General features: G+C 35.9%; 3 protein-coding genes. 2 read left to right on the plus strand and 1 reads right to left on the minus strand.

Annotated features, from left to right (window positions below):
• Nucleotides 1-5: 5 nt before the first annotated feature.
• Both BKL51_RS12280 and BKL51_RS11575 read left to right on the plus strand, forming a co-directional pair.
• Nucleotides 6-62, plus strand: coding sequence for an RHS domain-containing protein (locus BKL51_RS12280; RefSeq protein WP_255372296.1), 57 nt, complete (start codon nucleotides 6-8; stop codon nucleotides 60-62).
• Between the two features lie 405 nt (nucleotides 63-467).
• Entirely contained in the window at nucleotides 468-1,589 is a 1,122-nt protein-coding gene (locus BKL51_RS11575) for a sugar diacid recognition domain-containing protein (protein ID WP_077466796.1), read from the plus strand.
• A gap of 45 nt (nucleotides 1,590-1,634) precedes the next feature.
• Here BKL51_RS11575 and BKL51_RS11580 read toward each other — a convergent pair whose 3' ends face one another.
• Complete coding sequence (locus BKL51_RS11580; RefSeq protein ID WP_077466797.1) at nucleotides 1,635-2,813, minus strand: MFS transporter; 1,179 nt, start codon at nucleotides 2,811-2,813, stop codon at nucleotides 1,635-1,637.
• Nucleotides 2,814-2,828 lie beyond the last annotated feature (15 nt).

Genomic DNA, 2,828 nt, shown 5'->3' on the forward strand with positions numbered 1-2,828 from the left:
AGGAGATAAACTACTTCCATTGCGACCAAATCGGTATCCCAAGGGAGATGACCGATAGCTAAAGCAAACTGACTTGGCACGGACGCTATGATACTTGGAGCGGCTTGCACTATGACCGTCACCTAGCTCAACAAAACCAAGGATACCAACCGTTCTGCTTACAGAACCAATACCTTGACCAAGAGACGGGGTTACATTATAACTTTTTACGCTACTATGGCTATGACCCGATTGTCATTGTTCTCCAAAAATTAAACCACAAAGATCACCAAGAAGTGATCTATTTATTATGCTGGGTTATCCCCTGTTTAAATAACAAAGCATTTGTCAAAGACACAGTGGAGCACTTTCGGTAATCTTACAGCCTCTGCAAGGTTCATTTTTGTATAATTATTAACAGCAAAGTTCATTGACGAATAACCTTGTCGGTTATACCGTATATTTATCTTTTCTTATAAAAAACCAATATGCAACTTGATACGACTATTGCCCAAAAAATTGTGAAACGTGCAATGCAAATTATTCATTATTCCGTGAACGTGATGAATGATAACGGCGTGATTATTGCCTCCGGTAATCCTGAACGTTTATCGCAACGACATACCGGTGCGGTATTGGCGTTACGGGAAAATAGGGTGGTGGAAGTGGATCAACTCTTAGCGCAAAAATGGAATTTTGAAGCCCATCCGGGGATTAATCTCCCCATTCATTATTTAGGAAAAACGATTGGGGTGGTGGGGATTTCCGGTGAGCCTGCGCAGGTGAAGCAGTATGCGGAATTGGTGAAAATGACCGCGGAATTGATTGTAGAGCAACATGCATTATTGGAGCAAGAAAGTTGGCATCGCCGTTACAAAGAAGAATTTATTTTGCAGTTATTGCGTGGTGATTTGAATTGGCAAGAAACCGAGCGACAAGCCAAATTTTTTGCTTTTGATTTAAGCAAATCCCGAGTGGTGATTTTGATTAAATTGTTATCCCCGAATCCTGATTCCTTACAGCATTTGATCAATTATTTAGAACAGCCTGAATTTGCGCAGGATGTAGCAATTTTATCGCTCGATCAAATTGTCGTGTTAAAAACACTGTCGATTTCAACCGCACTTTCTCAGCAAATAAAAACGTTACTCCCGCCGGATTACACAAAACAGAATTACAAAATTGCAGTAGGCGCAAGTTTGAATGTGCCTTTATCCGAACAACTTCCCCTTTCTTTTCAAAGCGCCCAAAGTACATTGGCTTACGGTATGAAACATCATCCGAGAAAAAATCTTTATCGTTTTGAGGAATATCGTTTGCCGGTGCTGTTGGCAGGACTATCTTATTCTTGGCAAGGTAAGGAATTGTTAAAACCGATAACTCCCTTATTTGCTGAGGAAAATGCCATGCTTTATAAAACACTGCAACAATATTTTTTAGCAAATTGCGATCTTCATCTTGCTGCCGAAAAATTGTTTATTCACCCCAATACCCTACGTTATCGACTTTCTAAAATTGAACAAATAACAGGCTTATCTTTCAATAAGATAGATGATTCATTGAGCCTTTATTTGAGTACGGTATTAGTTATAAACGGTAAGAATGATTAGAAACCAAATAAATTTTAACTGTACTTTCTATTTATTTTAGAAAAATTAAGAATAAGTTTTTAAGTGATGATGTCCTTTAGTCAAAGAATAAATAAAAAAGAGAGAGGAAATACTCATTACAATAATATTCACCCATTGCCACCCATTTGGAAAGGCTAATGTAAATCCTGCTAGAAAGGAAAAGGTTAAGTTGCCGGAATAGGTGAATATTGAACTCACACTTTGTAATTTATGTTTAATGCCGTGATTAATCTCATTAAGATAAAATGTTCCGCCACTAAACATTAATGCCAAACCTATCCCGGCAAAAAATAGAGAGGTAACATAACCATGCTGTGGAGATAGTAAAAAAATACTTATTGACCCCACAATAAAACATAAACTACCAAATAAAATTAAGGTGTAGGTTTTAATTTTTTCAATTAAAAACGGGATGAATAAGGCAGGTGCATACATACCAATAAAATGTAACTGTAATGCGAATACATTTTGTGATATAGGATAGTGATTGTTATGCATTGATAATGGTGCCGAGTTCATAATTAAAGTCATTAGTGAAAAACCGATAGTACAACTTAGTGTGCCGATAATAAAATTTGGGGAACGATATATATGCTTTTTACTTAGTAAATTTATAGAGTTAGGCGGTAAGACTTCTTTTTCAATGAAAACAAATAATTGGCTAAAAATTAATAGAGAAAATATTATGATAATAAAAATGAAATTACCCATTAGATCATGATTTGAAATGAAATTAACCCCTTTTCCGGCAAGAAAATGGCCTAATATTCCTCCAAGAATACCGGAACCAATGACTAATGAGGTTGATCTTTTCTTCCATATTTCATTATCAAAAACTTCTGCTGCCGCAAATCTATAAAATTGATTAAATATAGTCGCACTACCAAGAATAAATGTTGCAAATAGAAAAAGTATAAAGTGCTGATAATATAATGCAAATATAGCTAAAATTGCGTCCCAAATGCCAATGAAGCCGCTTATGATAAATGCTCTTCTTCGACCGTATTTTTTCATTAATAAACTTGCATGATAGATCATGCTAAATGCACCTAGAACCGTCATTGTTATAGGAAAGGTTATCAATATTTCTGTCGGTGCTAGCGATTTACCGACAAGAGCGGAGGTTAAGGTCAGTAAGGAAATCACAGTTCCGCTTAAACCTTGACCTAAACAAAGGGCGAGTAAAGTAATATATTTTTTCATAAATATATCCTTAAT

The organism is Rodentibacter sp. Ppn85 (assembly GCF_001999335.1).
Taxonomy (GTDB): domain Bacteria; phylum Pseudomonadota; class Gammaproteobacteria; order Enterobacterales; family Pasteurellaceae; genus Rodentibacter.